Source organism: Pseudomonas sp. JC1203, assembly GCF_056175065.1.
Genome location: NZ_JBWCAM010000005.1, coordinates 197,886 through 221,988, shown reverse-complemented (window position 1 = coordinate 221,988; position 24,103 = coordinate 197,886). Strand labels below are relative to the sequence as shown.

General features: G+C 62.5%; 24 protein-coding genes, 1 tRNA gene and 2 pseudogenes. 14 read left to right on the top strand and 13 right to left on the bottom strand.

The annotated features are described in order from the left end of the window. The first annotated feature begins 263 nt into the window (after positions 1 to 263). Complete coding sequence (locus tag AC0SZ7_RS10235) at positions 264 to 425, top strand: hypothetical protein (protein ID WP_475504288.1); 162 nt, start codon at positions 264 to 266, stop codon at positions 423 to 425. 14 nt (positions 426 to 439) lie between these two features. Continuing rightward, a pseudogene (locus AC0SZ7_RS10230) lies at positions 440 to 754 on the top strand (hypothetical protein). Between the two features lie 5 nt (positions 755 to 759). Here the strand turns inward: AC0SZ7_RS10230 and AC0SZ7_RS10225 are convergent. The 5 genes from AC0SZ7_RS10225 to AC0SZ7_RS10205 form a co-directional block, all read right to left on the bottom strand. Then, positions 760 to 1,524: an NAD(P)-binding domain-containing protein gene (locus tag AC0SZ7_RS10225; protein ID WP_475504287.1), complete on the bottom strand. Its 765-nt coding sequence runs from the start codon at positions 1,522 to 1,524 to the stop codon at positions 760 to 762. Positions 1,525 to 1,614: 90 nt separating this feature from the next. Further along, on the bottom strand, positions 1,615 to 1,881 hold the full coding sequence (locus tag AC0SZ7_RS10220) for a hypothetical protein (RefSeq protein ID WP_475504286.1): 267 nt from the start codon (positions 1,879 to 1,881) through the stop codon (positions 1,615 to 1,617). 306 nt (positions 1,882 to 2,187) lie between these two features. Next, a complete protein-coding gene (locus AC0SZ7_RS10215; RefSeq protein ID WP_475504285.1) occupies positions 2,188 to 2,439 on the bottom strand; it encodes a hypothetical protein in 252 nt (83 codons plus the stop codon). Positions 2,440 to 2,604: 165 nt separating this feature from the next. Then, complete coding sequence (locus AC0SZ7_RS10210) at positions 2,605 to 2,985, bottom strand: Panacea domain-containing protein (protein ID WP_475504284.1); 381 nt, start codon at positions 2,983 to 2,985, stop codon at positions 2,605 to 2,607. Positions 2,986 to 3,368: 383 nt separating this feature from the next. Next, positions 3,369 to 3,456: transfer RNA gene (locus AC0SZ7_RS10205), tRNA-Ser, on the bottom strand. Between the two features lie 134 nt (positions 3,457 to 3,590). Between AC0SZ7_RS10205 and AC0SZ7_RS10200 the strand changes: the two genes are divergently transcribed. From AC0SZ7_RS10200 to AC0SZ7_RS10165, 8 genes are all read left to right on the top strand, one after another. Next, positions 3,591 to 4,262 carry a Bax inhibitor-1/YccA family protein gene (locus AC0SZ7_RS10200; protein WP_475504283.1) on the top strand — a complete coding sequence of 224 codons (672 nt, stop codon included), beginning with the start codon at positions 3,591 to 3,593 and terminating at the stop codon, positions 4,260 to 4,262. 175 nt (positions 4,263 to 4,437) lie between these two features. Further along, positions 4,438 to 5,817, top strand: a complete 1,380-nt coding sequence (locus AC0SZ7_RS10195) for a nucleobase:cation symporter-2 family protein (protein WP_475504282.1) — start codon at positions 4,438 to 4,440, stop codon at positions 5,815 to 5,817. A gap of 70 nt (positions 5,818 to 5,887) precedes the next feature. Next, positions 5,888 to 6,280 carry a sulfurtransferase complex subunit TusD gene (gene tusD, locus AC0SZ7_RS10190; RefSeq protein WP_475504281.1) on the top strand — a complete coding sequence of 131 codons (393 nt, stop codon included), beginning with the start codon at positions 5,888 to 5,890 and terminating at the stop codon, positions 6,278 to 6,280. A 1-nt stretch (position 6,281) separates the two neighbouring features. Continuing rightward, the gene (gene tusC, locus AC0SZ7_RS10185) at positions 6,282 to 6,641 is read left to right on the top strand and encodes a sulfurtransferase complex subunit TusC (protein ID WP_475504280.1); all 360 of its coding nucleotides are present in this window, start codon (positions 6,282 to 6,284) and stop codon (positions 6,639 to 6,641) included. Further along, positions 6,641 to 6,916, top strand: a complete 276-nt coding sequence (gene tusB, locus AC0SZ7_RS10180) for a sulfurtransferase complex subunit TusB (protein ID WP_475504279.1) — start codon at positions 6,641 to 6,643, stop codon at positions 6,914 to 6,916. Before tusC ends, tusB begins: the two co-directional genes overlap by 1 nt. After that, a complete protein-coding gene (locus AC0SZ7_RS10175; protein ID WP_475504278.1) occupies positions 6,913 to 7,248 on the top strand; it encodes a TusE/DsrC/DsvC family sulfur relay protein in 336 nt (111 codons plus the stop codon). Before tusB ends, AC0SZ7_RS10175 begins: the two co-directional genes overlap by 4 nt. Then, complete coding sequence (locus AC0SZ7_RS10170; RefSeq protein ID WP_475504277.1) at positions 7,245 to 8,246, top strand: glycosyl transferase family protein; 1,002 nt, start codon at positions 7,245 to 7,247, stop codon at positions 8,244 to 8,246. Before AC0SZ7_RS10175 ends, AC0SZ7_RS10170 begins: the two co-directional genes overlap by 4 nt. Before the next feature lie 94 nt (positions 8,247 to 8,340). After that, positions 8,341 to 9,333, top strand: coding sequence for a glutathione S-transferase family protein (locus tag AC0SZ7_RS10165; protein WP_475504276.1), 993 nt, complete (start codon positions 8,341 to 8,343; stop codon positions 9,331 to 9,333). Positions 9,334 to 9,766: 433 nt separating this feature from the next. Here AC0SZ7_RS10165 and cysG read toward each other — a convergent pair whose 3' ends face one another. The 5 genes from cysG to ftsK form a co-directional block, all read right to left on the bottom strand. Further along, positions 9,767 to 11,161 carry a siroheme synthase CysG gene (cysG, locus tag AC0SZ7_RS10160; RefSeq protein WP_475504275.1) on the bottom strand — a complete coding sequence of 465 codons (1,395 nt, stop codon included), beginning with the start codon at positions 11,159 to 11,161 and terminating at the stop codon, positions 9,767 to 9,769. Next, a complete protein-coding gene (gene serS, locus AC0SZ7_RS10155) occupies positions 11,162 to 12,442 on the bottom strand; it encodes a serine--tRNA ligase (protein ID WP_475504274.1) in 1,281 nt (426 codons plus the stop codon). Positions 12,443 to 12,767: 325 nt separating this feature from the next. Beyond that, entirely contained in the window at positions 12,768 to 14,093 is a 1,326-nt protein-coding gene (locus AC0SZ7_RS10150; protein ID WP_475504273.1) for a replication-associated recombination protein A, read from the bottom strand. Positions 14,094 to 14,111: 18 nt separating this feature from the next. Continuing rightward, positions 14,112 to 14,735: an outer membrane lipoprotein periplasmic chaperone LolA gene (lolA, locus tag AC0SZ7_RS10145; RefSeq protein WP_475504272.1), complete on the bottom strand. Its 624-nt coding sequence runs from the start codon at positions 14,733 to 14,735 to the stop codon at positions 14,112 to 14,114. A 59-nt stretch (positions 14,736 to 14,794) separates the two neighbouring features. After that, entirely contained in the window at positions 14,795 to 17,206 is a 2,412-nt protein-coding gene (gene ftsK, locus AC0SZ7_RS10140; RefSeq protein ID WP_475504271.1) for a DNA translocase FtsK, read from the bottom strand. 297 nt (positions 17,207 to 17,503) lie between these two features. Between ftsK and aat the strand changes: the two genes are divergently transcribed. The 3 genes from aat to infA all read left to right on the top strand — a co-directional run bounded on the left by aat (position 17,504) and on the right by infA (position 19,268). Continuing rightward, complete coding sequence (aat, locus tag AC0SZ7_RS10135) at positions 17,504 to 18,184, top strand: leucyl/phenylalanyl-tRNA--protein transferase (protein ID WP_475504270.1); 681 nt, start codon at positions 17,504 to 17,506, stop codon at positions 18,182 to 18,184. A 57-nt stretch (positions 18,185 to 18,241) separates the two neighbouring features. Continuing rightward, positions 18,242 to 18,949, top strand: coding sequence for an arginyltransferase (locus AC0SZ7_RS10130; RefSeq protein WP_475504269.1), 708 nt, complete (start codon positions 18,242 to 18,244; stop codon positions 18,947 to 18,949). A 100-nt stretch (positions 18,950 to 19,049) separates the two neighbouring features. Then, on the top strand, positions 19,050 to 19,268 hold the full coding sequence (gene infA, locus AC0SZ7_RS10125) for a translation initiation factor IF-1 (RefSeq protein WP_002553999.1): 219 nt from the start codon (positions 19,050 to 19,052) through the stop codon (positions 19,266 to 19,268). A gap of 139 nt (positions 19,269 to 19,407) precedes the next feature. Here infA and clpA read toward each other — a convergent pair. Continuing rightward, positions 19,408 to 21,678 (bottom strand): annotated as a pseudogene (clpA, locus tag AC0SZ7_RS10120) (ATP-dependent Clp protease ATP-binding subunit ClpA); the annotation flags it as partial. 30 nt (positions 21,679 to 21,708) lie between these two features. After that, a complete protein-coding gene (clpS, locus tag AC0SZ7_RS10115) occupies positions 21,709 to 22,077 on the bottom strand; it encodes an ATP-dependent Clp protease adapter ClpS (RefSeq protein ID WP_475504268.1) in 369 nt (122 codons plus the stop codon). A gap of 228 nt (positions 22,078 to 22,305) precedes the next feature. Between clpS and cspD the strand changes: the two genes are divergently transcribed. Then, the gene (gene cspD, locus AC0SZ7_RS10110) at positions 22,306 to 22,566 is read left to right on the top strand and encodes a cold shock domain-containing protein CspD (protein WP_475504267.1); all 261 of its coding nucleotides are present in this window, start codon (positions 22,306 to 22,308) and stop codon (positions 22,564 to 22,566) included. A 140-nt stretch (positions 22,567 to 22,706) separates the two neighbouring features. Here cspD and icd read toward each other — a convergent pair whose 3' ends face one another. Then, positions 22,707 to 23,963 carry an NADP-dependent isocitrate dehydrogenase gene (gene icd, locus AC0SZ7_RS10105; RefSeq protein WP_475504266.1) on the bottom strand — a complete coding sequence of 419 codons (1,257 nt, stop codon included), beginning with the start codon at positions 23,961 to 23,963 and terminating at the stop codon, positions 22,707 to 22,709. Between the last annotated feature and the right edge of the window lie 140 nt (positions 23,964 to 24,103).

Sequence of the window (24,103 nt, the reverse complement as noted above, 5' to 3'; positions counted from 1 at the left end):
AGGATACAGGGCCTGTGCGGTATTGGCACGGCTGTCGCGGGTGGCAATGCGTGGGTGAACGACCAATCCGACAGAAAACATGACAGATTTAATCGAAAGCCAATACTGTATAGACATACAGATAGCAACCAACTACATTTCTGCTCAACGATTTCCGCCCAAGCTTCATCCTTGGGCACCCCAGACGAAAAAATGGAATCCCCCGAAGCTCGGCAGGTCAATCAAGGAGAGCACATGACGACGAGAAACCAGAGGAGGCAGGCATGAGCCTTTCAATGACTATCTTCAGCATGATCGCAGCCTGGCTGGCGATTGCCTTGGCAATGCTTTGGGGCATGCTGCGTATTATCCGCCGGCGCGTACCCGTCACACGCCAGGCCGTGCAGCCAACCCGAGTGCTGCAATTTTTGGGAGCATCGCATTAACGGGCGCCGCTGCCATGCACCCCATCACACCTGATGGCCGCTATTTCGTGGTTCGGCAACAACTGTGGCGTTGCAGCAACCCCACCCTGGACGACGCAACGCGCAGCCGCCTTGTAGCCGACCTCATGACGGCCAGGCGAGCCGTTAAGGCTGCGAAAAAGGCAGGTGCGGCAAGTGACTTGTCAGCAGCGCGGGCTGCCGTGAACAAGGCAAAAATTGCGCTGGGCGAGCGAGGGCCGGTGTGGTGAAGCGACGGCAGCCCGGACTTCAACCGCCGACAGGTCGCCAACAGCCCCTATGCGCAGTGGTACGAATCGCTTGAGGTGTAGCAGCCCTAGTCATCCGTCAAACGTCGGAGAACCTTCTCACTCGCGGCTAGCCACGCGCCGCTTGACTGCTGTTGCCTGAGCACTTCCAGCCCTGCTGCCGTATAGGTGCCAGGCGTGGCAATCGCAGTGCCCAGCGCCTCAACGCTGTGCCCCGGATTGGCCTGAATAACGGCAAGGCAATCCTGCATGTTGCCCGTCACCAGTTGCAGCGCCTGTTCCGGTGCAATGCCTTGCGTCACGAGCCACTGCTGCAGGTCGTGCAAGAAGAAATAGAACCAGCCATTCATGCAGGCAGTCACCGTGGCGAGCTCGAAGTGCGCCTCGCTGTCCAGCACCACCAATGTGCCCAGACGCTTCAGCAGCGGTTCGGCCTCGGGGTTGGCGGGGGTCAATACCACGGTGGACTGATTGATCTGGGCGGCATACGAGAGCATCGCCCGCACCACCACTGCCCCATCGAACAGCGGCGCCAGCGCTGCGGTTTTCATGCCGGCAACGAGGGACACCAGCAGCACACCCGGCGGCACGCGCACCTCTTGCGCAACAAGCGCTACCGCATCCGGCCTGACACCCAGGATAAGGATATCGGCCTCATCGACAACCGACTGATTGGACGCCATGACCTGGCAGCCCCACGAGGCCGCCAGCATGGCGGCCCGCGCCTGATTACGAGGGGAAAGCCTGATTTCACCCTGGAAGCCACTGCGGCGCAGACCAATGACGAACTTCTCTGTCAACTCGCCCACGCCTAGCACGCCAATCCGCTGCATCCGCTCCTCCGTACGACAAGATTTTCGAGGTGGACCTGGCTGATCCCCCCCTCGACCATCCCCGGTATGAACGCAGCGGTCAAGCCGGCCCTAGCGGCGATGGTGGTGATGACGCTCCCACTGGCGGCGACGCTCGGCTTCCCGGCGGGCCTGCTCGCGACGCCACTCGGCTCGGCGCGCTTCTTCGCGGCGCGAATGCCAGCGGCCGTCATGGCGGTAGTGGTCGTCGTAGGCCAGCAGTGGGGCTTGCTGTTGAGCGCCCAGGCTGGCAAGGCTTGGCCAGGGGTTGGCTGGTGCTTGGGCTGGCGTTGTGTGCGCAGGTGGATGGGACTGCGGTTGGGCCAGGGGAGCCGTCATTTGGGTTGCGGAAGCACCACACGTAGTGATCAGTGCCAGCAGCGCTGCGAACATCATCGGGGGGCTGTAACATTTCATCGTTCAGGCATGCCTCTGATAAGAACTGAAATTTGGGATGGCCTTGTGACGACACACCTCCAAATGTGTCGACTACGACACGAACCTCATCAGATAGACCAGAATGAAAATAAAAGTTCTGCGCACGCCCAATAATTATCAAATTTTTCAAAGGGTTGTGCGCCTTTCCGTACCTTTAGGCCTTACCCCCTCAGCGCCGTCACGTGCTCCACATTTCCCCCTGGCGACTTAGCCATGGTTGTACAAATTAAAAGCTCGATCGATCCAAATCACATGGAAAATCCTGCCATTTTTGTATCCGACCATCGCAACTTTATCGTAGGCCCTGAAGGCGATCAGGTTCACGTCAGCTGTAAGGAAGCCAGGAAGTGCCGCCTTGATGCTCCCTTGGGCGATCTTCTCCGTACCCAATGCATGCCGACCCTGCTGACGGATCTCCTGCCAGGATAGACGGCTCAACCTTCGAAGCTTGTCCAGCATTTTGGACCGCTCCTCTTGTTGGCAATCCTGGATACACCAGCCTGGCTGCAGGAATTCGAAAGAGAAGACAGGTGGCTTCGAATCAGTATCTTGTGGCTCGGGAGGGGGGTTGCGCGGCTTTATCTTCGGAGCTTGCGGCGATCTAACCTTGATCCTCGCCATGGATCAGTTGACGAGATTTTGCTTGAAGTACTCTTGCATTTCATCGAGAGGAATCTCTCGACTCAGCGCGCCTTCCAGGTAGTTGTTCCTCCACGGATCCTCATCATGCGTTAACTGACGAAGTTGCCATGCTGAATAATGGCCGTAATTGTCGAACACCTCGTCCAGCAACTGCATTTGCTCAGGGGAAAAAACCGATGGGTCGAAGTCTCCCGCCAATGGAATTGGCTGGGCACCAAATTTGCTGAATTCGCGATAAAGGGCGGGGGCCACCGGCCCATGCATCCAGGCTTCAATTCGCTCGTCGAAAATCGGGCGCCCGAGCAACGCGAGACTAAATCCCTGAGCGTAATAGACCAGCTTTTGAACTTTCAGGTTGGACATGCCCTCACCATCCCCCGAGAGGGAAAGAAAGTAGTCAGCCACGTCTACGCATTTTGGCATTCCAAGCCCTCCTCGGTCTTCCAGACCAGAACACTGCCGGGGATAAAAATGAGGCGCGAGTCTGTCGAAGTCAAGGAGGATTGTCAAATTCACCTTGACAACTTCCTCACACAATGCATAGCAAGCTAATCGATCAGTTTAACGGGACTGGTTGCGCTATTTATTGCGCCACATCGGAGGCAACCGTACCCATATGGACAGCCTTCGTATAACGGCAAGAGAAGCGTCAGGAGGAATTGAAAAACCACGGCTAGGCAACAGGATATCGTCGCGAGCCAGAAACGAAAAAGCCCTGAATAATCAGGGCTCTAACGAAGAATGTGTGGCGGAAGCGTAGAGATTCGAACTCTAGGATAGTTGCCCATCGACGGTTTTCAAGACCGTTGCCTTAAACCACTCGGCCACGCTTCCAGCTTGTTGCGGCGTGCATAATACCCGATTGAAACACACTGTCAAACTCTCTTCATGGGCCATTGCAGCAGGTCTGTTATGATCTTTGCATCTGAACGTTTCAAACGCGGTTTTCAACCCAAAGGAGTCTCGCCATGCGCGAACAGGATTACGCAGTCAATAGCAGGCAGCAGGCCGACCAGCTAGAGGTCAGCAAGGTCCTGCGCAACACTTACGGTTTGCTCGCCATGACCCTGGCCTTCAGCGCCGTGACCGCTTACGTGTCGCAGCAGATGCACGTGGGCTACCCGAACATTTTCGTGGTGCTGATCGGCTTCTACGGCCTGTTCTTCCTCACCACCAAGCTGCGTGACTCGGCCTGGGGCCTGGTGTCCACCTTCGCCCTGACCGGTTTCATGGGTTACCTGCTGGGCCCTATCCTCAACCGTTACCTGCACATGCAGGGCGGTGCCGAGGTGGTCAGCTCGGCGTTTGCCATGACGGCGCTGGTGTTTGGCGGCCTGTCGGCCTACGTGTTGATCACCCGCAAGGACATGAGCTTCCTGGGTGGTTTCATCACCGCAGGCTTCTTCGTGCTGCTGGGTGCGACCGTTGCCGGCATGTTCTTCCAGATCAGCGGGCTGCAGCTGGCCATCAGCGCAGGCTTCGTGCTGTTCTCGTCGGCGTGCATCCTGTTCCAGACCAGCGCGATCATCCAGGGCGGTGAGCGGAACTACATCATGGCGACCATCAGCCTGTATGTTTCGATCTACAACCTGTTTGTCAGCCTGCTGCAACTGTTCGGCCTGATGAGCCGTGACGACTGATTGAGTGGTTGTGTTGAAAAAGCCCGCTTCGGCGGGCTTTTTCGTGCCCTTCAACAGCAGCGGCCGCCAGGCCGCGTCATGGCGCCGCAGGGCGGCAAAAGGGGCTGCGCAACGGTAGTGGCCTTGTGGGGTGCTTATCCGTAGAATTGCGCTCTTTTTTCGCCAAGGCCCTGCCATGACTGTTCATCAACAGCCCTCCCCGCCCCCTAGCCAAGACCTGGTGCTGGGGCTGGAAGATCGCCCCCGCCCGTTGATTGCCCTGCTGGCTGCGCTGCAGCATTTGCTGGCGATCATTGTTCCGATCGTGACGCCGGGGCTGTTGATTTGCCAGGCGCTGGGGGTGTCGCCCCATGACACCAACCTGATCGTGTCGATGTCGCTGGTCATTTCCGGTATCGCCACCTTTGTGCAGTGCAAACGCTTCGGGCCGTTTGGCGCGGGGTTGTTGATTGTGCAGGGCACCAGCTTCAACTTTGTCGGGCCGCTGATTGCCGGTGGCGCGCTGATGGTGAAGCAGGGCACGCCGGTTGAAGGCGTGATGGCAGCGATTTTCGGCGTGGTGATTGCCGGCTCGTTCGTGGAGATGGGCATTTCGCGCATCCTGCCGTTCGTGAAGCGGCTGATCACCCCGCTGGTGACCGGCATCGTGGTGCTGATGATTGGCCTGACGCTGATCAAGGTCGGCCTGATCAGCATGGGCGGTGGTTTCTCGGCCATGGCCGATGGCACGTTCGCCAACGGCGACAACCTGCTGCTGTCGGGTGTGGTACTGGCGATTATCGTGGTGCTGAACCGTGTGCCGGTGGTGTGGATGCGCAGCTGCGCCATCGTCATTGCCTTGGCGGTGGGTTACGCCCTGGCGGGTTACATGGGCCGCTTGAACTTCACTGGCATGCATGAAGCCGCGGTGTTCCAGGTGCCGGTGCCGCTGCACTTCGGCCTGGGCTTCTCGTGGGCGTTGTTCATCCCCATGCTGGTGATTTACCTGGTGACCTCGCTGGAGTCCATCGGTGACGTGACGGCCACCAGCAAGGTGTCGAAACAGCCGGTGGAAGGCCCGGTGTGGATGCAACGCATCAAGGGCGGCGTGCTGGTGAACGGCGCGAACTCGCTGCTGGCCGGCGTGTTCAACACCTTCCCAAGCTCGATCTTTGCCCAGAACAACGGCGTGATTCAGCTGACCGGCATTGCCAGCCGCCACATTGGCGTGTGGATCGCCGGCATGCTGGTGATTCTGGGGCTGTTCCCGTCGGTGGCCGGTGTGATCCAGGCCGTACCGGAGCCAGTGCTGGGTGGCGCGGCCATGGTGATGTTTGGTGCCGTGGCGGCTTCGGGCATCAATATTCTGGCGAGCATTCACCTGGACCGTCGTGCGCTGCTGATCATTGCCGTGTCCCTGGCCTTGGGCCTGGGCGTGGCGCAGGTGCCGGAGTTCCTGGCGCACATGCCGTCGGCACTGCGCAACGTGCTGGAGTCGGGCGTGGCCACCGGTGGCATCTGCGCCCTGGTGCTGAACTGGTTCCTGCCGGAACTGCGTGACAACAGCGCCCGCTGAGGCGGGTGCGGCGGGCTTTTTTCGCGTGCAGGCTTTATCATTCCGGCAGATTTGCTGATAGAGCCGCGCCATGAAGTTCGCCATCGCTGTATTTTCCCCCGCCCATGCGCCCTCCTCGCGCCGCGCCCTGCGGTTTGCCGAGGCGGCGCTGGCGGGCGGCCATGAAATCGTCCGCCTGTTCTTCTATCAGGACGGGGTACACAGCGCCTCGGGCAACGTCGTTGCCCCGCAGGATGAGCTGGACGTGGCCGCCCAATGGCGTGCCTTCATTACCGAGCGCCAGTTGGACGCGGTGGTGTGCATTGCTGCCGCCCTGCGCCGTGGCGTGCTCAACGAGGCCGAAGCCAAACGCTGGAACCGCCCCGCAGCCAACCTGCCGGCGCCGTGGGATTTGTCCGGGCTGGGGCAACTGCATGAAGCGGCCCAGCTGGCCGACCGCCTCGTGACCTTTGGAGGGCAGTGACATGGCCAAGTCCTTGTTGATTATCAGCCGCCAGGCGCCGTGGTCGGGCCCGGGCCCGCGCGAGGCGCTGGACATCGCTTTGGCTGGCGGCGCGTTCGATCTGCCGTTGGCCATGCTGTTTCTCGACGACGGCGTGTTTCAGTTGCTGCCAGGCCAGCAGCCGGCGCAGGTGCAGCAGAAAGACCTGACCGCCAACCTGCAGGCGCTGCCCATGTTTGGCGTGGACGAGCTGTTCGTGGCGGGCAGCAGCCTGCGCGAACGCGGCCTGGCCGCCGACGGCTTGAGCCTTGCCGCCGAGGTGCTGGAAGACGCCGCCGTGGCCGCCCTTGTCGACCGTTTTGATCAGGTGATTACCCTCTGATGGCTACTTTGCATGTGTTGTCCCACTCGCCTTTCGGCGACAACCGCCTGGCCAGCTGCCTGCGCCTGCTGGGTGCTGATGATGCCCTGCTGCTGACCGGCGACGCGGTGTACGCGTTGCTCAATGACAGCCTGGCGCACCTGCCAGGCCGCGTGTACGCCCTGGACGAGGATGTGCAGGCGCGCGCCATCATTAATGGCGCGGCGCAGGTGGTGGATTACCCGGGCTTTGTGCAGCTCACCCTCGATTTTGACAAGGTCAACACCTGGCTATGAGTGAACTGATTGTAGAAGGCCGTGCGATTGCGCTGGACCAGAACGGCTTTCTGGAAGATTTGACCGAGTGGTCGAAACCCGTTGCCGAAGCCTTGGCCGCGCGGGAAGACATTGCCCTGACGGCCGAACACTGGGAGGTGCTGGAGGTATTGCGCCAGTTCTACCAGGAGTACCAGCTGTCCCCGGCCACGCGGCCGCTGATCAAATATACGGCGCTGAAGCTGGGCGCCGAGAAAGGCAACAGCCCGCACCTGAACCGCCTGTTCAACGGCACTCCCGCCAAACTTGCCGCCAAGCTGGCGGGCCTGCCCAAGCCGACCAATTGCATATGACCGACTACCCCGCCCTGCTGCTGGAAACCCCTGCCGAACACCCGTTCGCCCAATTCGTTCGCGCCTTGGGCAAGGGCAAGCGCGGCGCGCGCAACCTGACCCGCGAGGAAGCCCGCGAGGCCATGGGCATGCTGCTAGATGAACAGGTGGAAGAAGCCCAGCTGGGCGCCTTCCTGATGTTGCTGCGGCATAAAGAGGAAAGCGCTGAAGAGCTGGCCGGTTTCACCGAGGCCCTGCGCGCACGCCTCAAGGCCCCCGCCCTGGCCGTGGATATCGACTGGCCCAGCTACGCCGGCAAGAAACGCCACCTGCCCTGGTACCTGCTGGCGGCCAAATGCCTGGCCGGCAACGGCGTGCGCATCCTGATGCATGGCGGTGGCGCGCACACCGCAGGCCGGCTGTACACCGAGCAACTGCTGGGCACGCTGGGCATTCCCCTGGCGCGCGGCTGGGACGCAGTGGGCACGGCGCTGGACAGCCACGGCCTGGCGTTCGCGCCGCTGGTGGACTGGGCGCCACAGCTGCAGCGCATGATCGACCTGCGCAACACCTTGGGCCTGCGCTCGCCGATCCATTCGCTGGCGCGCATTCTCAACCCGCTGGGCGCGCGCTGCGGCCTGCAGAGCATTTTCCACCCCGGCTACCAGGCGGTGCACCGCGATGCCAGCGGGCTGCTGGGCGACCACGCCATCGTGATCAAGGGCGATGGCGGCGAGATCGAGGTCAACCCCGACAGCCCCAGCCACTTGTACGGCACCACCGGCGGCCAGAGCTGGGATGAAGAGTGGCCGCAGCTGGCGGCGCAACGCCACGTGAAACCGGCCACCCTGGAGCCTGCGCACCTGCTGGCGGTGTGGCGCGGCGAGGCCGAGGACAGCTATGGCGAGATGGCGCTGATATCGACCATGGCCCTAGCCCTGCGTGGCTTGGGCCAGACCCGCGATGAAGCCTTCGCCAAGGCCCGTGAGTACTGGGCCGCCCGCGACAGATCGATTTAACCGATAGGTTCGTCGGGTTTTTTGCGCTATTTATTCGAACTGACGGCCGTACACTGGGCTCCAACGCTTATAGAGTTTGCGAGGAGTCCAGCACATGGGCCTGTTGATCGAAGGACGCTGGCATGACCAGTGGTACGAAAGCGCCAAAGATGGCGCCTTCCAGCGTGAAGCGGCCAAGCGCCGCAACTGGGTGACCGCCGACGGCCGCCCCGGCCCCAGCGGCGAAGGTGGCTTCAAGGCCGAAGCTGGCCGCTACCACTTGTACGTGTCGCTGGCCTGCCCTTGGGCGCACCGCACACTCATCGTGCGGCAGCTCAAGGGCCTGGAAAGCCTGATCGACGTGTCGGTGGTCAGCTGGCTGATGCGCGAGAACGGCTGGACCTTCGACAAAGCGCTGGGCTCCACCGGCGACAAGCTCGACGACCTGCAATACATGCACCAACGCTATACGGCCGAGACGCCGGACTACACCGGGCGCGTGACTGTGCCGGTGCTGTGGGACAAAAAGCTGGGGCGCATCGTCAGCAACGAATCGGCGGAGATCATCCGCATGTTTAACAGCGCGTTCAACGACCTGACCGGCAACACCCTGGACCTGTACTCCGAGGCGCTGCGAGGCACTATCGACGCGCTGAACGAGGCGATTTACCCGGCGGTGAACAATGGCGTGTATCGCGCAGGCTTTGCCACGTCGCAGTCAGCCTATGAGGCGGCGTTCGATGATGTGTTCGCGGAATTGGACCGGCTTGAGCGGTTGCTGGCCGAGAAGCGCTATTTGGCCGGTGAGTACCTGACCGAAGCGGATGTGCGCCTGTTTACCACGATCATTCGGTTTGACGCGGTGTACCACGGGCACTTCAAGTGCAACCTGCGGCGCATTGCCGATTACCCGAACCTGTCGAACTGGTTGCGCGAGCTGTACCAGTGGCCGGGAGTGGCGCAGACGGTGGATTTCCAGCACATCAAGCATCATTACTACGCAAGCCACGCCACCATAAACCCGACGGGGGTGGTGCCGAAGGGCCCGGCGCAGGATTTCACCGTGCCCCATGACCGCGCGCGCCTGCCCGGCAAAGGCATCGCCTGAAACCCGTAGCAGCGGCCGCAGGCCGCGTCAGGGCCCTACGCAGTGCCTCTGACGCGGCCTTCGGCCGCTGCTACAGGTGCGATGTGCGCAGGATTTCGCGTAGCAGCTGCTGAAGGCTGCGTCCGGCGGCGGTCCTGCGTTGCTCCAGGACGCGGCCTTCGGCCGCTGCTACAGATGCGATGTGCGCAGGATTTCGCGCAGCAGCTGCCGCCAGGCGGCGTCCGGCCTATGCGCGGTCCGCCCGCCCATGCGCGGCGGCTGCGGACGCGGCCTACGGCGGATGGCCGCCCCGCCGCTGAGACGGAGCCCCGTGTACCTCGTCTATCGCGTCGCCTGCATCGCGGCCAAGGCCGGCTCCTACCATGTACAGCGTAGGAGCCGACTTTAGTCGCGATGCAGACGACGCCGTTTCAAGACAGTTGCTGCTACGGGGTTAGACGGTTTGCTGGGCGCCTTCGAACCAGGCCAGCTTTTCACGCAGCTGCACCACTTCACCCACAATGACCAGCGTCGGCGCATGCACTTCATGCTCCGCCACCAACCGTGGCAGGTCAGCCAGGGTGCCGGTGAACACCCGCTGGTTGACCGTGGTGCCCTGCTGCACCAGCGCTGCCGGGGTATCGGCGGCGCGGCCGTGCTTGATCAGCTGTTCGCAGATACTCGGCAAGCCCACCAGGCCCATGTAGAACACCAGGGTCTGGGCCGGCGCCACCAGGTCTGCCCAGGGCAGGTCGCTGGTGCCGTCCTTGAGGTGGCCGGTGATGAAGCGCACCGACTGGGCGTAGTCGCGGTGGGTCAGCGGGATGCCGGCGTAGGCCGCGCAACCGCTGGCCGCGGTAATGCCCGGCACCACCTGGAACGGGATGCCATGGGCCGCCAGTTCCTCGATTTCCTCGCCACCACGGCCAAAGATGAACGGATCGCCACCCTTGAGCCGCACCACACGCTTGCCTTGCTTGGCCAGGTTCACCAGTTGCTGGTTGATCTGGTCCTGCGGCACGGCGTGGTCGGCGCGGCGCTTGCCGACGTAGATGCGCTCGGCATCGCGGCGGCACAGCTCGATGATGGCCGGGGCCACCAGGCGGTCATACAGCACCACGTCGGCCTGCTGCATCAGGCGCAAGGCCTTGAAGGTCAGGAGGTCGGGGTCGCCAGGGCCGGCACCCACCAGGTAAACCTCACCCGGCGCGTGGGGCGGCTGACCGTTGATTTTCTCTACCAGCATCTTCTCGGCTTCGGCGCCCTGCCCGGCCAGTTGGCGGTCGGCGATAGGCCCCTGGAACACCTCTTCCCAGAACGCGCGGCGCTGCTGCACGTCCGGGTAAAGGCTTTTCACCTGGGCACGAAAACGCGCGGCCAAGCCGGCCAGCTCGCCGTAGGCGGCCGGAATCCAGGCCTCCATCTTGGCGCGGATCAGGCGTGCCAGCACCGGCGCGTCGCCGCCGCTGGACACCGCCACCACCAAGGGGGAGCGGTCGACAATGGCCGGGAAGATCACGCTGCACAAGGCTGGCGCATCCACCACATTGACCGGCACGCAGCGGCGCTTGGCGTCGGCCGAGACCTGGGCGTTGAGGGCTTCGTCGTCGGTGGCGGCGATGATCAGCTGGCAACCGTCCAGGTCGCTTTCCTGATAACCGCGGCGCACCGCTTCACCGCCGCTGCCCTGGATCAGCTCATCCAGTTGCACCTCGATCTGTGGGGCGACCACGCGCAGCAGCGCGCCAGCGTCGGCCAGCAGACGCGACTTGCGCAGGGCGATCTCGCCTCCGCCCACGACCAGCACGCGGCTGCCCTTGAGCTTGTGGAACAGCGGCAGGAACTCCATTTAGCCGATGACCTCGATGCCGCCCATGTAAGGCTTCAGCACTTCCGGCACACGGATGGAACCGTCGGCCTGCTGGTAGTTTTCCAGCACGGCCACCAGGGTACGGCCCACGGCCAGGCCCGAACCGTTGAGGGTGTGTACCAGCTCCGGCTTGCCGGTTTCCGGGTTACGGAAACGCGCCTGCATGCGGCGGGCCTGGAAATCACCGGTATTGGAGCACGAGGAGATTTCGCGGTACTTGTCCTGGCTAGGGATCCACACTTCCAGGTCGTAGGTCTTCACGGCGCTGAAGCCCATGTCGCCGGTGCACAGGGCCAGCACGCGGTATGGCAGTTCCAGGGCCTGCAGCACGCGCTCGGCGTTGGCGGTCAGGCTTTCCAGGGCTTCCATGGATTTCGACGGCTCGACCACTTGCACCATCTCGACCTTGTCGAACTGGTGCTGGCGGATCATGCCGCGGGTGTCACGGCCCGATGCGCCGGCTTCGCTGCGGAAGCACGGGGTGTGCGCGACCAGCTTCAGCGGCAGTTGCTTGGCGTCGAGGATCTCGCCCGCCACGATGTTGGTCAGCGACACTTCGGCAGTCGGGATAAGGTACAGGTCGGCCTCGCCTTCGCGGCTGATCTTGAACAGGTCTTCCTCGAACTTGGGCAGCTGGCCGGTGCCCTTCAGCGCCGGGGCCTGGACCAGGTACGGGGTGTAGGCCTCTTCGTAACCGTGCTCGGTGACGTGCAGGTTGATCATGAACTGCGCCAGGGCGCGGTGCAGGCGGGCGATAGGGCCGCGCAGCAAGGCGAAACGTGCACCGGACAGCTTGGCAGCGGTCTCGAAGTCCAGCCAGCCGAACTTCTCGCCCAGGGCCACGTGGTCTTTCACTTCAAAGCCGAAGTCGGCCGGGGTGCCCCAGCGGCGCACTTCGACGTTGCCTTCTTCGTCTTCGCCGACCGGTACCGACTCGTGCGGCAGGTTGGGAATGCCCAGCACGATGGCGTCCAGTTCGGATTGCAGCTTGTCCAGCTCGGCCTTGCCTTCGGCCAGCTCGCCGGCCATGCGGTCGACGTCCGCCATCAGCGGGGCGATGTCTTCGCCGCGCTGCTTGGCCTGGCCGATGGATTTGGAGCGGGCGTTGCGCTCGGCCTGCAGTTGCTCGGTGCGGGTCTGTACGGTCTTGCGCTGGGCTTCCAGCGCTTCCAGGCGCGCCACGTCCAGGCTGAAGCCACGGGCTGCGAGGCGATCCGCGGTTTCGTGGAGCTTGGTACGCAAAATCAGGGGATCGAGCATGTCGGTCTCTCGTTATCAAATTAAGTCTTGGTCAGCCCTTGTTGCGGGCAGGACACCGGGCAGCCGACCATATTAACGGCCAGCGTACCGGGATAGAAGGGCTGTTTCCAGTTGCGTGTTGCAGAACCGGGCAAACGAGGCTGGCAGCGGGCGATCTCGGCAACACCCTGACAATCAAGACATGCGCGTAGCCTGGGGCAATGTTGAGATCGAGCGCCGCTTGCGCGGCGCGACGCAGCCTGGCGGCAGCTGCTACGCATACCCCCTGTAGCAGCGGCCGAAGCCGCGTCATGGGTGCCGCAGCCTGTTGCAACGTGCCAGCCCTTCAGGGCTTGCGACGCTGGCGCGGGCTCAGGCGGTCCAGCTGGGCCAGGTGCCTGAGCTTTTCGCCGATTTTCAGTTCCAGGCCGCGGGGCACCGGCTGGTAGTAGGCGCGCGGCTCCAGCTGTTCGGGGAAGTAGTCTTCGCCGGCAGCGTAGGCATCCGGCTCGTCGTGGGCGTAGCGGTATTCCTCGCCGTAGCCCAGTTGCTTCATCAGCTTGGTAGGAGCATTGCGCAGGTGCAGCGGCACTTCCAGCGAGCCGTACTCGGTGGCTTCGCGCATGGCCTGCTTGAAGCCCATGTACACGGCGTTGCTTTTCGGCGCGCAAGCCAGGTAGACGATGGCCTGGGCCACCGCCAGCTCGCCTTCGGGGCTGCCCAGTCGTTCCTGCACGTCCCACGCCGACAGGCACAGGCCCAAGGCCCGCGGGTCGGCGTTGCCGATGTCCTCGCTGGCCATGCGCACCACGCGCCGGGCCAGGTACAGCGGGTCGCAGCCGCCGTCGATCATGCGCGCATACCAGTACAGCGCGGCGTCGGGGTTGGAGCCGCGCACCGACTTGTGCAGCGCCGAGATCTGGTCGTAGAAGGCCTCGCCGCCCTTGTCGAAACGCCGGCGGGTGTCACCCAGCAGGCTTTGCAGCAGCTCGGTGGCGATTTCCTCGCCGTCTTCCGCCAGGTCCGAAGCGTTTTCCAGCAGGTTGAGCATGCGCCGGCCGTCACCGTCGGCGGCCGCCAGCAGCATACCGAAGGCCTCGTCGCCCAGGCGCAGTTGGCGCTTGCCCAGGCCGCGCTCTTCGGTAAGTGCGCGGTCTACCAGGCGGCGCAGCGCCGCCTCGTCCAGGCTCTTGAGCACATACACCCGGGCGCGCGACAGCAGTGCGTTGTTGAGTTCGAACGAAGGGTTTTCGGTGGTGGCGCCGATAAATATCAGCGTGCCATCTTCAACGTAGGGCAGGAAAGCGTCCTGCTGGGACTTGTTGAAACGGTGCACTTCGTCGACGAACAGAATGGTACGGCGGCCGTACTGGCCTGCCTGCTGCTTGGCCACTTCAACGGCCTGGCGAATCTCCTTGACCCCAGCCAGCACCGCCGAGACGGTCTCGAAATGGGCGTCGGAGACCTCCGCCAGCAGCCGCGCCAAGGTGGTTTTACCCACGCCGGGCGGCCCCCAGAAGATCATCGAATGCAGCGCGCCCTGCTCCAGGGCCTCGCGCAGCGGCTTGCCGCGGGCCAGCAGGTGCTCCTGGCCAACGTATTCGTCCAGGTTGCGCGCCCGCAGGCGGGCGGCCAGGGGCTGGGCGATGGGCTCACTGCGGAACAGGTCCATGACGGGCGAGGCTACCTCTTATTCCTGGATGATGTCGGTGCCCTTGGGCGCGACGAAGGTAAATTTGCTCTTGTCCACCGGGTCATTGGCTTTCACGCCGGTGAACAGGATGTTGGTGCGCTGGCCGACGCTGTCGATCAGCTGCATGTCATTGATCAGGCCCTTGCGGAACGACAGGCGCAGCGAGTCGAACAAGGTGTCCTTGGTCTTGGGCTTGAGCATGAAGTCGATCACGTCGCCCGCTTCCTTGGCGCTGATGTCGAAGCTCTGGCTGATCTTCGAGATGTCACCGGACAGCAGCAGGGCTGGGGTCTGGGTCAGGCGCTGGTCGAGCTTCTTGACGGTCAGTTGTTGCAGGTCCGGGTCGTACAGGCTGACCTTCTGGCCATCGGAGACCATGGTCTGCTCGTTTGGCGCAGCGGTGTGCCAGTAGAACAGGCCCGGGCGCTGCAGGGTCATTTCACCGGAGGTTTCCTGCAGCTGGGTGCCGCTGCCATCCAGGGTCAGTTGCGAGAAGTGCGCGGCCAGGGTCTGGGACTTTTCCAGCAACTGGGTCAGGCTTTTCACGGCGGCGTCGTCGGCGTGGGCCGGCAGCGTGGAGAAGGCCAGGGCAGAAACCAACAGCATGCGAATCAGGCGCATGGGAATCCTCGTACAAAGAATAGGACCGGCCACCGACAATTCGGCGGCCGGCAGTTCAATCAGTCGCGCATCGGCCCGGGCGCGATGACTTCGCGCGAGCCGTTGGTGTTCATCGGGGTGACCACGCCGGCCATTTCCATGGCCTCGATCATGCGCGCGGCACGGTTGTAGCCGATCTTCAGCTTGCGCTGCACCGCCGAAATGGACGCGCGGCGGCTTTCCAGGACGAAATTGACGGCTTCGTCGTACAGCGCGTCGGACTCGCTGTCTTCGTCGCCACCACCGCCACCGCCGCCATCGAAGCCGCTGCCGGCCTCTTCGACGCCGGCCAGGATGTCTTCGTTGTAGTCGGGCACGCCACGCAGCTTCCAGGCCTCCACCACGCGGTGCACTTCCTCGTCGGACACGAACGCGCCGTGCACGCGGATCGGCAGGCTGGTACCGGGCGGCATGTACAGCATGTCACCGTGGCCCAGCAGCTGTTCGGCGCCGCCCTGGTCGATGATGGTGCGGGAGTCGATCTTGCTCGACACCTGGAACGCCATGCGGGTGGGGATGTTGGCCTTGATCAGGCCGGTGATGACGTCCACCGACGGCCGCTGGGTGGCCAGGATCAGGTGGATACCGGCGGCACGGGCCTTCTGGGCGATACGGGCGATCAGTTCTTCGACCTTCTTGCCGACGATCATCATCATGTCGGCGAACTCGTCGACGATGACCACGATGGTGGGCAGAGTTTTCAGCAGCGGGGCTTCGTCGTCCATGCTCTCGCGGCGGTACAGCGGGTCAGTGAGCGGCGTGCCCTCCTCCTGCGCGTCCTTCACCTTGCGGTTGAAACCGGCCAGGTTACGCACGCCCATGGCCGCCATCAGCTTGTAGCGGCGCTCCATCTCGGCCACGCTCCAGCGCAGGGCGTTGGCGGCATCCTTCATGTCGGTGACCACTGGGCACAGCAGGTGCGGGATACCTTCGTAGATCGACAGCTCGAGCATTTTCGGGTCGATCATGATCAGCTTGGCGTCTTCGGGGCTGGACTTGAACAGGATCGACAGGATCATGGCGTTCACGCCCACCGACTTACCGGAACCGGTGGTACCGGCCACCAGCAGGTGCGGCATTTTCGCAAGGTCGGTGATGACCGGCTTGCCACCGATGTCGTGGCCCAGGGCCATGGTGACCGGCGACTTGGCCTCGTCATATTGCGGCGACGACAACACTTCGGAGAACCGCACGATCTGGCGGTCCTCATTGGGAATCTCGATGCCCACGGTGGTCTTGCCCGGAATGACCTCCACCACGCGTACGCTGGTCACGGCCAGCGAACGCGCCAGGTCCTTGGCCAGGTTGGAGATGCGGCTGACCTTGACGCCAGCGGCCGGCTGAATTTCGTAACGGGTAATGACCGGGCCGGGGTGGATGGAGTCCACCGACACCTCTACGCCGAACTCCTTCAGCTTGATTTCCAGCAGGTGGCCTACGCCCGCCAGGGATTCCGGCGAGTAGTTGACCTTCTTCTTTTCCGCAGGATCAAGGATGGAAATGGGTGGCAACGTGCCTTCCACGGCGCTGTCGACGAACAGCGGCGCCTGTTTTTCCTTCTGCACGCGCTTGCTCGGCTCTGGCGGCTTGGTCATGGCCGGGGCCGGCATGATCACCGGCGGTGCCTGCTTCTCACGCTCGGTGACGTGCTTGGCCAGCGACTGGTCGCGCTCGATGATGCGCTCGCGGGCCTTGGCTTGCTCGCGGCGGTCCGGGGTGATGGGCGCGACCACGTCGTGCACGCGCACGTCCACCTCGCGCAGCTGCGCCACCAATTGGCGACGCTCGTTGCGCGCGGCCCACCAGCGGCCGGCGGCGCCTTGCACCAGCTCCAGCAGGTCGAGGACGATCTTGCCGGTAAGGTCCATGACCTTGAACCACGACAGGTCGGTGAATACGGTCAGGCCAAAAAGGAACAGGGCGATGAACAGCAAGGTGCTGCCCTGGGCATTGAGTGCGTGATAGGCCAGGTCGCCCAGGCTTTCGCCCAGCGCGCCCCCCGCCGAGGCTGGCAGGCTGGTGGTCTTGAAATGAATGTGTGCCAGGGCTGCGCCCGACAGCACCAGGAACACCAGGCCAATCAGGCGCCAGCTGAACAGCCAGCCGCTCCACTGCCAGGGCTCATGACGCTGGCGGAAAATCTGCCAGGTCTTGACCGCCAGCAGCAACGGGAAGATGTAGGCAAAGTAGCCCAGCACCATGAACAGGATGTCGGCAGCGTAGGCACCGACGCGGCCGGCGGCGTTCTGCACGTCGTGGGCGGTGCTGGTATGGCTCCAGCCCGGGTCGGCCTGGTCGTAGGTGAGCAGCGCCATCCACAGGTACAGGCACAGGGCACCCATGGCAATCAGGGCACCTTCCTTGAGCCGGTAGTGCATTTGCTGACGCCACAGGGGCACTACGGGATTGGGTGTCGCGGTGGATTTCTTCAAAACAAGTCTTTTCCTGCGCCCTTGGGCGCCAACAACAGATGATTGACCAAACAATAAAAAATCATGCAAATGAACGGTGCATTGTACGGCTTCGGCACAGCATAGCCCAGCGCGTCCGGTGCTAAACAATTGGAGCACGCATTGCCTTTTGTGACAAAGGCTTATGCAGGGTTTTCAATTACATTCCCGAAGGTTTACGACCGCAGCATGACCGTAGAGTTGCAGGCCGGGGTTTTTATCCTGAATACTGACCTCAGCGGCTTCAAGCGCCCTCCCCTCCCCTGCCAGAAAGAACCCATGCTGACCTGGTTAAAGAAGAACGAGCTCACCTTCCCCCCGCTGGCCAAAGCCCTGCGCGAGCCCAACGGCCTGCTGGCCGCCGGTGGCGACCTGAGCGCCGAGCGGCTGGTGCAGGCGTACCGCCATGGTTGCTTCCCCTGGTACCAGGACGGCCAGCCGATACTGTGGTGGTCGCCAGACCCGCGCACCGTGCTGTTCCCCGCCGAGCTGCACGTGTCACGCAGCCTGGCCAAGGTAATTCGCCAGCAGCGCTACCGCGTCACCTTCGATACCGACTTTGCGGCGGTGATCCGCGCCTGCGCAGGCCCGCGCGCCTACGCCGACGGCACCTGGATCACCGGCAGCATGCAGGCCGCCTACATTCGCCTGCACGAGCAGGGCCTGGCGCATTCGGTAGAGGTATGGGAAGGCGAGCAACTGGTGGGCGGCCTGTATGGCCTGGCCATGGGCCGGCTGTTTTTCGGCGAATCGATGTTCAGCCATGCCGACAACGCCTCCAAGGTGGGCTTCGCCGCACTGGTACGGCACCTGCAGGCGGCCGGCTTTGCCCTGATCGACTGCCAGATGCCCACCGACCACCTGATCAGCCTGGGCGCCCGCTCCATCAGCCGCGAAGACTTCGCCTGGCACCTGCGCACCTACCTCGACCAACCCAGCATGGCGACCTGGCTTTGCTAGGCGAGTTTGTCGCGGCTGGCTTACACTTATCCAAAGGTTTCGATCCGAGGGTTGATCATGACTGAGTTGGCGCGGTTGAAGTTCTATGCCACTCAACCCCATTCGTGCAGCTACCTGCCCGAAGAGCAGGCCACCACCCTGTTCCTCGACCCCAGCCAGCCGATGGACGTGCACGTGTACGCCGACCTTTCGGAAATGGGTTTTCGGCGCAGCGGCGATCACCTGTACCGGCCGCACTGCCAGCGCTGCAACGCCTGCGTGCCGGCGCGCATCCCGGCGGCCAGCTTCAGCCCCAACCGCCAGCAGAAACGCATTCTCAAGCGCAACGCCGACATCCAGGTGACCTCGACCAAGCCTGCGTTCAGCGAGGAATATTTCGACCTGTACCAGCGCTACATCGAACAGCGCCACGCCGACGGCGACATGTACCCGCCCAGCCGTGACCAGTTTTCCACCTTCCTGGTGCGCGACCTGCCCTTCTCGCGCTTCTACGAATTCCGCCGCGACGGCCAGTTGCTTGCCGTGGCCGTCACCGACCTGCTGCCCAACGGCCTGTCGGCGGTGTACACCTTCTACGAGCCAGCCGAGGAGCGCCGCAGCCTAGGGCGCTTCGCCATCCTGTGGCAAATTGGCGAGGCGCTGCGCCTGGAGTTGGGCGCGGTGTACCTGGGCTACTGGATCAAGAACTGCAAAAAGATGAATTACAAGACCCAGTATCGCCCCATAGAACTGCTGATCAACCAGCGCTGGGTGACTCTTAACTGAAGAGTCTTGGCGTAACGCCCCTTTTTCAGGCACAATGCACGCCGCTTTTGCCTGGCGCAGTTGCACCGGGCCATTAACTGGACACCGAGGGCTTTACTGCATGTCGAAAGAAGACAGCTTCGAAATGGAAGGCACTGTCGTCGACACCCTGCCAAACACCATGTTTCGCGTGGAGTTGGAAAATGGGCACGTCGTAACCGCGCATATCTCCGGTAAGATGCGCAAGAACTACATTCGTATTCTGACCGGCGACAAGGTGCGTGTTGAATTGACGCCCTACGATTTGAGCAAAGGGCGCATCACCTACCGCGCTCGCTAAGCGACACAAACGAAAACGCCCGGCATGTGCCGGGCGTTTTTGTGTGGGCGCTGGTTTTATCCGAAATCTCGTCGCTCCCATCGCGGCCAAGGCCGGCTCCTACGACGAATGTATGTTCCCGCCGTGGCCGCGCGGGGGGTGCGGGCCGGTGCGGCCGGGGTTCGAAGTCGAAGGTCATCTCGCCGTCCTTCACATCGATGTGCACCACGCCGCCGTGCTCGGCCAGCTCGCCGAACAGGATCTCCTCGGCCAACGGCCGCTTGATCTTGTCCTGGATAAGCCGGGCCATTGGCCGGGCACCCATGGTGGCGTCGTAGCCACCGGCCGCCAGCCAGCTGCGCGCCGCATCCGACACTTCCAGCAGCACACGCTTGTCTTCGAGCTGGGCCTGCAGTTCGGTGAGGAACTTGTCGACCACGCTCTTGATGGTTTCGTGGCTGAGGCGACCGAACTGGATGATGGTATCCAGGCGGTTGCGGAACTCTGGCGTGAAGCTCTTCTTGATGACTTCCATGGCATCGGACGAATGGTCCTGGTGCGTGAAGCCAATCGAAGCGCGCGCCGCAGTCTCGGCACCGGCGTTGGTGGTCATGATCAGAATGACGTTGCGGAAGTCCGCCTTGCGCCCGTTGTTGTCGGTCAGGGTGCCGTGGTCCATCACCTGCAGCAGCAGGTTGAAGACTTCCGGGTGGGCCTTCTCGATTTCATCCAGCAGCAGCACGCAATGCGGTTGCTTGGTGATGGCCTCGGTCAGCAGGCCGCCCTGGTCGAAACCGACGTAGCCCGGAGGCGCGCCGATCAGACGGGACACGGTGTGCCGCTCCATGTATTCCGACATGTCGAAACGCACCAGCTCCACGCCCAGGGCCTTGGCCAACTGGCGCGCAGCCTCGGTCTTGCCGACGCCGGTGGGGCCTGCGAACAGGAACGAACCCACTGGCTTGTCCGGCGATTTCAGGCCTGCGCGCGACAACTTGATGGCGGTGGCCAGCGAGTCGATGGCAGCATCCTGGCCGAATACGGTCAGCTTCAGGTCGCGCTCCAGGTTGCGCAGCAGCTCCTTGTCGGAACTGGTGACGTGTTTTGGCGGAATGCGCGCGATCTTCGCGACAATGTCCTCGACCTGCGGCACTTCGATGCGTTTGACCCGGTTTTCCACCGGTTGCAGGCGCTGGTAGGCACCGGCCTCGTCGATCACGTCGATGGCCTTGTCCGGCATGTGCCGATCATTGATGTAGCGCGAGGCCAGCTCGGCAGCGGCGCGCAGGGCTTCGTCGCTGTACTCGATATTGTGGTGCTGCTCGAAACGCCCTTTCAGGCCGCGCAGGATGCCGATGGTGTCTTCCACCGAAGGCTCGCTGACGTCGACTTTCTGGAAGCGCCGCGCAAGCGCCCGGTCTTTCTCGAAGATGCCGCGGAATTCCTGGAACGTGGTGCTACCGATGCAACGGATATCACCCGAGGACAGCAGCGGCTTGAGCAGGTTGGAGGCGTCCATCACCCCGCCCGACGCTGCACCCGCACCGATGATGGTGTGGATCTCGTCGATGAACAGGATGGCCTGCGGGCGTTTTTTCAGCTCGCCGAGCAACGCCTTGAAGCGCTTCTCGAAGTCGCCGCGGTATTTGGTACCGGCCAGCAAGGCGCCCAGGTCCAGCGAATAGACGACACTGTTGGCCAGCAGGTCCGGCACCTGGTTGTCGACGATGCGCTTGGCCAGGCCTTCGGCGATGGCGGTCTTGCCCACGCCGGCCTCACCCACCAGCAGCGGGTTGTTCTTGCGGCGCCGGGCCAGGATCTGCGCGACGCGCTCCACCTCGTTCTCGCGACCGACCAGCGGGTCGATGCGGCCCTGGCGGGCGAGTTCGTTGAGATTGCTGGCATAGGCATCCAGCGGGTTGCCAGAGGAAGAAGACTCACCGCCCTCGTCGTCCTGCATATCCTGCTCACCCTCGGAATGATCACCGTGCCCAGGCACCTTGGAGATACCGTGGGCGATGTAATTGACCACATCGATGCGGGCCACGCTCTGCTGTTTAAGCAGGAACACGGCCTGGCTTTCCTGTTCGCTGAAGATGGCGACCAACACGTTGGCGCCGGTGACTTCACGCTTGCCCGAGCTCTGCACGTGGAAGACAGCACGTTGCAGCACACGCTGGAAGCCCAGGGTTGGCTGGGTTTCGCGGTCCTCGTCGTGGACGGGGATCAGCGGCGTGGTGGAGTCGATGAACTCCTGCAAGTCGTGCTTGAGTTTGTCGAGGTTTGCGCCACAAGCACGCAAAACGGTGGCGGCGGCCTCATTATCCAATAATGCCAGCAGGAGGTGCTCGACGGTCATGAACTCATGACGTTTGGAGCGTGCCTCCTTGAAGGCGAGATTGAGGGTGACTTCGAGCTCGCGGTTTAACATAGCTTCACCTCATACCCAAGTGGTCGGCGATTAACCGTCCTTCTCGATTTCACAGAGTAGCGGATGCTGGCTTTCCCTGGCGTACTGATTGACCTGCATGGCCTTTGTCTCGGCGATGTCGCGGGTGAACAATCCACATACGGCTCGCCCTTCCGTGTGGACGGCGAGCATGACCTTGGTCGCCAGCTCGCGATTAAGGTTGAAAAACACCTCGAGCACTTCGACGACGAAATCCATCGGTGTGTAGTCATCGTTAAACAAAACCACCTTATACATGGGTGGCGCCTTCAACGCCGGCTTGGCCTCTTCTACGGCCAGGCCTGCGCCTGCGGAATCGTCCTCATGCGATTCCGGGCGATCCTGATTGAATGTTAGTCGAATCTGGCTGAATGCATGCATGGAAAGAAGGTTCATGGTTGAGCGAATAGGGTTGTGTGTTGACCTTGTGACCGACTGTAAGCTCGGCCGCCGCATGACCTTGACTATCGGCAAAACGGTGTTACAAACAATAGAACCCACATTGGGGAATAAAGGTCCGCGCAGTCAACCAAATTTTTTGATCGGTCCGAATGCCGGATGAAGTGGATGATACTCCAGAGATGGAGTCCTTTGCAGAGGGATATGAGCATGGCAAACGGTAAGGTCAAGTGGTTCAACAACGCCAAGGGCTATGGCTTCATCGTTGAAGAGGGCAAAAGCGAAGACCTGTTCGCCCACTACTCGGCCATCAAGATGGATGGCTACAAGACCCTCAAGGCCGGCCAGCCTGTCAAATTCGAAATCATCCAGGGCCCCAAGGGCCTGCACGCCGTCGACATTTCCGCTGCCACCGACAGCCCCGCCCAGCACGCCGCCCCGCAGGCTGTGCAGCAGACCATCACTGCCTGACTGACACCTGTGGGAGCTGGCTTGCCAGCGAGCTTTGGGGGGCCCCCAAAAGCGCGCAGGCAAGGCAGCACCCACACGGGGGTTTTCTATTGAGGGCGAGAAAAACCGGCCAGGACGGCCGGTTTTTTTGTTGCCTGCAGTTACATATGCTTGATCAGCGCCTCGCCGAAGCCTGAACTGGACACCAGCGTGGCGCCGTCCATCAGCCGCTCGAAGTCATAGGTCACGGTCTTGGCGCCGATGGCGCCGTTGGTGCCCTTGATGATCAGGTCTGCCGCCTCGGTCCAGCCCAGGTGGCGCAGCATCATTTCCGCCGACAGAATCACCGAACCCGGGTTGACCTGGTCCTTGCCCGCGTACTTGGGCGCGGTACCGTGGGTAGCCTCGAACATGGCCACGGTGTCGGACAGGTTGGCGCCGGGGGCAATGCCGATGCCGCCCACTTCCGCCGCCAGGGCGTCGGACAGGTAGTCACCGTTGAGGTTGAGGGTGGCGATCACGTCGTATTCGGCCGGCCGCAGCAGGATCTGCTGCAACATGGCGTCGGCAATGGCGTCCTTGACGACGACGTTGCGCCCGGTTTTCGGGTTCTTGAACTGCATCCAGGGGCCACCGTTGAGCAAGGTGGCGCCGAACTCGTCGCGGGCAATTTCGTAGCCCCAGTCCTTGAAGGCGCCCTCGGTGAATTTCATGATATTGCCCTTGTGCACCAGGGTCAGCGACTTGCGGTCGTTATCCACTACATACTGCAGGGCCTTGCGCACCAGGCGCTGGGTGCCTTCCTTGGACACCGGCTTGATGCCGATGCCGCAGTCCTGGTCGAAGCGGATCTTGGTGACACCCATCTCCTCCTTGAGGAACTTGATGACTTTCTGCGCTTCCGGCGAGCCGGCCTTCCACTCGATGCCAGCGTAGATGTCCTCGGAGTTCTCGCGGAAGATCACCATGTCCACGTCGCCAGGCTTTTTCACCGGGCTGGGCACGCCTTCGAACCACACCACGGGGCGCAGGCATACATAAAGGTCGAGTTGCTGGCGCAGGGCCACGTTCAGCGAGCGGATGCCCCCCCCCACCGGCGTGGTCAGCGGGCCCTTGATGGACACCACGTAGTCTTTCACGGCGTCCAGGGTCTCCTGGGGCAGCCAGGTGTCCTGGTCATAGACCTGGGTGGCCTTCTCACCCGCGTACACTTCCATCCACGAAATCTTGCGCTTGCCGCCGTAGGCCTTGGCCACTGCGGCGTCCACCACCTTGATCATGACGGGCGTGACGTCCACGCCGATGCCATCGCCTTCAATGTACGGAATGATCGGTTGGTCAGGAACGTTGAGAGAATGGTCTGCATTGACGGTAATCTTTTCGCCAACGCCTGGTACCTGAATCTTCTGGTATCCCATGCTGGACTCCGTTTTTGTGGGTTGAACATCCTGGCTATCCCTGAGCGTAACCCACCTGCCCTAGACCGCAACCACCTGTTTGCGAGGTGAATCTGCCGAAGAGCATCATTTATCGCCCATCACCAGTGGTATACTGTCGC

Coding starts and splice junctions, on each gene's coding strand:
- AC0SZ7_RS10235 (WP_475504288.1), top strand. CDS start 264: ATGAGCCTTTCAATGACTATCTTCAGCATGATCGCAGCCTGGCTGGCG.
- AC0SZ7_RS10225 (WP_475504287.1), bottom strand. CDS start 1,524: ATGCAGCGGATTGGCGTGCTAGGCGTGGGCGAGTTGACAGAGAAGTTC.
- AC0SZ7_RS10220 (WP_475504286.1), bottom strand. CDS start 1,881: ATGACGGCTCCCCTGGCCCAACCGCAGTCCCATCCACCTGCGCACACA.
- AC0SZ7_RS10215 (WP_475504285.1), bottom strand. CDS start 2,439: ATGCTGGACAAGCTTCGAAGGTTGAGCCGTCTATCCTGGCAGGAGATC.
- AC0SZ7_RS10210 (WP_475504284.1), bottom strand. CDS start 2,985: ATGTCCAACCTGAAAGTTCAAAAGCTGGTCTATTACGCTCAGGGATTT.
- AC0SZ7_RS10200 (WP_475504283.1), top strand. CDS start 3,591: ATGCGCGAACAGGATTACGCAGTCAATAGCAGGCAGCAGGCCGACCAG.
- AC0SZ7_RS10195 (WP_475504282.1), top strand. CDS start 4,438: ATGACTGTTCATCAACAGCCCTCCCCGCCCCCTAGCCAAGACCTGGTG.
- tusD (WP_475504281.1), top strand. CDS start 5,888: ATGAAGTTCGCCATCGCTGTATTTTCCCCCGCCCATGCGCCCTCCTCG.
- tusC (WP_475504280.1), top strand. CDS start 6,282: ATGGCCAAGTCCTTGTTGATTATCAGCCGCCAGGCGCCGTGGTCGGGC.
- tusB (WP_475504279.1), top strand. CDS start 6,641: ATGGCTACTTTGCATGTGTTGTCCCACTCGCCTTTCGGCGACAACCGC.
- AC0SZ7_RS10175 (WP_475504278.1), top strand. CDS start 6,913: ATGAGTGAACTGATTGTAGAAGGCCGTGCGATTGCGCTGGACCAGAAC.
- AC0SZ7_RS10170 (WP_475504277.1), top strand. CDS start 7,245: ATGACCGACTACCCCGCCCTGCTGCTGGAAACCCCTGCCGAACACCCG.
- AC0SZ7_RS10165 (WP_475504276.1), top strand. CDS start 8,341: ATGGGCCTGTTGATCGAAGGACGCTGGCATGACCAGTGGTACGAAAGC.
- cysG (WP_475504275.1), bottom strand. CDS start 11,161: ATGGAGTTCCTGCCGCTGTTCCACAAGCTCAAGGGCAGCCGCGTGCTG.
- serS (WP_475504274.1), bottom strand. CDS start 12,442: ATGCTCGATCCCCTGATTTTGCGTACCAAGCTCCACGAAACCGCGGAT.
- AC0SZ7_RS10150 (WP_475504273.1), bottom strand. CDS start 14,093: ATGGACCTGTTCCGCAGTGAGCCCATCGCCCAGCCCCTGGCCGCCCGC.
- lolA (WP_475504272.1), bottom strand. CDS start 14,735: ATGCGCCTGATTCGCATGCTGTTGGTTTCTGCCCTGGCCTTCTCCACG.
- aat (WP_475504270.1), top strand. CDS start 17,504: ATGCTGACCTGGTTAAAGAAGAACGAGCTCACCTTCCCCCCGCTGGCC.
- AC0SZ7_RS10130 (WP_475504269.1), top strand. CDS start 18,242: ATGACTGAGTTGGCGCGGTTGAAGTTCTATGCCACTCAACCCCATTCG.
- infA (WP_002553999.1), top strand. CDS start 19,050: ATGTCGAAAGAAGACAGCTTCGAAATGGAAGGCACTGTCGTCGACACC.
- clpS (WP_475504268.1), bottom strand. CDS start 22,077: ATGCATGCATTCAGCCAGATTCGACTAACATTCAATCAGGATCGCCCG.
- cspD (WP_475504267.1), top strand. CDS start 22,306: ATGGCAAACGGTAAGGTCAAGTGGTTCAACAACGCCAAGGGCTATGGC.
- icd (WP_475504266.1), bottom strand. CDS start 23,963: ATGGGATACCAGAAGATTCAGGTACCAGGCGTTGGCGAAAAGATTACC.